Here is a 2866-nt window from a genome sequence, read left to right as displayed (position 1 = left end):
GCCGCCTGGGAGCGCGTCTTGGTGAGCCGTACGGACCAGATCCAGCTGTCCACCCGCACGGGTCCGCCGGTCGTCCCCTCGCCCGGTACCTCAGAAGCCACAGAAGCCATACATCGAGAGTAGGCGCCAAACCACCGCCGACCCTCCCCTACCGAAACAACTCCGCAACGCAATCGTGGCATCACCCCGCATACCGGCGACTACGATGCGCACGATTTCCCTTACGGAAGCAGTGAACGCCATGCGCAACAACTCCGGCAGAGGGCTCCAGCCCAATGTCCTCGGAACGTTCGACACGGTGGTCATGGCGGTCGCCGGCAGCGCGCCCGCCTACTCGCTCACCGCCACCACCGCCGTACTCGTGGGCGCCGTCGGCCTCGCCAGCCCGGCGGCACTGCTCTACTGCGCGATACCCATGCTCGGCATCGTCCTGGCGTACGGCAGACTCGGCCGGCTCGACGCCAACGCGGGCGCCGCCTACTCCTGGGTCGGCCGTACGCTCCACCCGGCGCTCGGCTTCCTCTCCGGCTGGGCGCTGGTCGTCTCCGCGACGATCTTCATGGTGGCGGGCTCGCTGCCCGCGGGCGCCATGACGCTCGCGGTCCTCGATCCCGCCCTGGCCGATGACACCCGGCTGGCGCTGCTGGTCGGCGGGGGCTGGTTCCTGCTCATGCTGCTGGTGGTGCTGGGCGGCGCCCGGCTCACCGTACGGGCCCAACTCCTGCTCACCGGCGTGGAGGTGGCCGTACTCCTGCTCTTCGTGGTGGCGGCCGTCGCCCACAACGGCTCGGCCCGCGCCTTCGACTGGTCCTGGCTCGGCTTCGGCCACTTCGACGGGCCGTCCGGCTTCGCGTCCGGCGCGCTCGTCGCCGCGTTCTACTACTGGGGCTGGGACGTCACCAGCAATCTCAGCGAGGAGACCCGCAACAGCCGCAGGACCGCCGGGCTCGCCGCCCTGCTCGGCATGGGCGTCGTCTTCCTGATCTTCGAGGCGTTCACCATCTCCGTGAACGTCATCCTCTCCGCCGAGCAGATCCAGGCCGGCAGCGCCAATGTGCTCGGTGTGCTGGGCGAGGAGATCTGGCCCGGCGTCGGCGGCAAGCTGCTGATCGTGGCCGTGATGATGTCCACCATCGCCACGCTGGAGACCACGCTGATCCAGGTGACGCGCTCGCTCTTCGCGATGGGCCGCGACCGTACGATGCCGCGCGTGCTCGGCACGGTGCACCGCACCTGGAACACGCCCTGGGTGGCGATCACGGTGGTCGGCGCCGTCGCGTTCGGCATGCTGGCGGCGGCCTCCGCGCTCGGCTCGGTCACCGAGATCATCTCCGACGCCGTCACCGCGATCTCGCTCCAGATCTGTGTGTACTACGGGCTGGCGGGCATCGCGGCCGTCGTCGCGTACCGCAAGCTGCTGCTGCGCTCGGTGCGGGACTTCCTCCTCGCCGGGCTCTGGCCGCTGCTCGGCGCGCTCTTCATGTTCTGGATGTTCTACGAGTCGCTGACCGGGCTGTCGACGGTGGCGGTCACGATCGGCGTCGGCGGTCTGGCCGTGGGGCTGGTGCCGATGGTCTGGTACTGGCGGCGGGGCAGCTCGTACTACCGTCCCGCGCGGCTGGACGCCTCCCGCGCGCCGGACGACGACGGGCCGTATCCCGGCTCGGACGCGGAGCGGCCCGTACAGGCCGGCGGAGCACTGGCGACGGACTTCTGAGCGGCGGGACGGGAGCGGGGAGCGCGGGCATGGCGGAACACCGACACCGGGCCACCGGACGCCGGTCGGCGGGCAGGCCACCGGGCGAGCCCGCGGGCAAGGAGAGTGCGCCCGACCTCGATCCGGACTTCGGCGACCGGCCGCTGACCGAGGCGCGGCAGGACATCGTCATCGGCCGCTGGCAGGGCGTGCGCGATCTGCTGAGCGCCACCGGCGACGACTGGCCGCGCCGCACCCACCGGATACGGCTGCTCGCGCACGCGGCGGCGGGCAGTTCGGCCGTGGAGAACTGGCGTACGGCGGAGCCGGACAGCCCGGACGTGGCGGTGCTCCGGGCGGCGACCGAGGTGGTGCGGGCCTTCAACCTGGCCATCGCCGCCGGGCGCGGCGTCGCCGTCGACCGGGAACGGCTCGACGCGACGGTGCGGGTCTGTCTGCGGGCGGCCGAGATCTCCCGCGCCGATCCGATGCCGTGGGTGTCGCTGCTCACCGTCGCCCGGCTGTACGAGGACGGCGTGAGCCGGAGCGAACTGCGGCGCTGGTGGGACGAGTTGCGCCGGCGCGATCCGTACAACACGGAGGGGCACACCCAGGTGCTGCGCTACTTCTCGGCGCGCTGGCACGGCACGCACGGCCGGATGTACGACTTCGCCAGGGACGCGGCGGGCGCGGCGCCGCCCGGCTCACCGCTGCCGGTGCTGGTGCAGATCGCGCGGGTGGAGGAGTACCGCTACGCCACGGAGGGCGCGGGCGGGCGGCGGGCGGTACGGGACTTCGGGCAGCACTGGCGCCATGAGCTGGCGGTGACCGAGGCCCGGCGCACCTTCGACCGGTGGATCGGCGGCCGACCGCGCGGCCCGGTGCTTCCCGAGGAGGTCGGCGAGCTGAACTATCTGACGCACGCGGTCTGTTACGCCGGGCTGGACGACGAGGCGGGACAGCTCTTCGGGCTGCTGGGCCCACGGGCGGCGCAGGTGCCGTGGTCGTACACCGGTGATCCCGCGGAGCAGTTCACGGCGTTCCGCCGCGGGCGGTCGCGGGCGGGCACCCTGCCCGGCGCGCGGCCCGCGAAACCGCAGGCGGGGTGACGCCGGTCCGAGACGGCGCCACCCCGCGACCTGCCGGATGGGTTCGGAGGCCGCACGGCCC

General features: G+C 72.5%; 2 protein-coding genes and 1 pseudogene. 2 read left to right on the top strand and 1 reads right to left on the bottom strand.

What is annotated here, in order from left to right; translation table 11 throughout:
* Positions 1–110: pseudogene (locus BFF77_RS37260) on the bottom strand (RNA-binding S4 domain-containing protein); the annotation flags it as partial.
* A 131-nt stretch (positions 111–241) separates the two neighbouring features.
* On the opposite strand from BFF77_RS37260, the gene BFF77_RS28695 reads away from it, so the two are divergent.
* Positions 242–1717 (top strand): APC family permease, encoded by a 1476-nt coding sequence (locus BFF77_RS28695; RefSeq protein ID WP_066955565.1) that lies wholly within the window; start codon positions 242–244, stop codon positions 1715–1717.
* 29 nt (positions 1718–1746) lie between these two features.
* Positions 1747–2805 (top strand): hypothetical protein, encoded by a 1059-nt coding sequence (locus tag BFF77_RS28690; RefSeq protein ID WP_245703755.1) that lies wholly within the window; start codon positions 1747–1749, stop codon positions 2803–2805.
* The last annotated feature ends 61 nt before the right edge of the window (positions 2806–2866 follow it).

The organism is Streptomyces lushanensis (assembly GCF_001700515.1).
Lineage (GTDB): Bacteria > Actinomycetota > Actinomycetes > Streptomycetales > Streptomycetaceae > Streptomyces > Streptomyces lushanensis.
Note: the sequence above shows the minus strand (reverse complement) of the source record. Positions and strands in the feature narration are given on the sequence as shown.

Bases quoted from the DNA above. Each gene is read 5' to 3' on its own strand.
- BFF77_RS28690 (WP_245703755.1), top strand. From the start codon at position 1,747: ATGGCGGAACACCGACACCGGGCCACCGGACGCCGGTCGGCGGGCAGG.
- BFF77_RS28695 (WP_066955565.1), top strand. From the start codon at position 242: ATGCGCAACAACTCCGGCAGAGGGCTCCAGCCCAATGTCCTCGGAACG.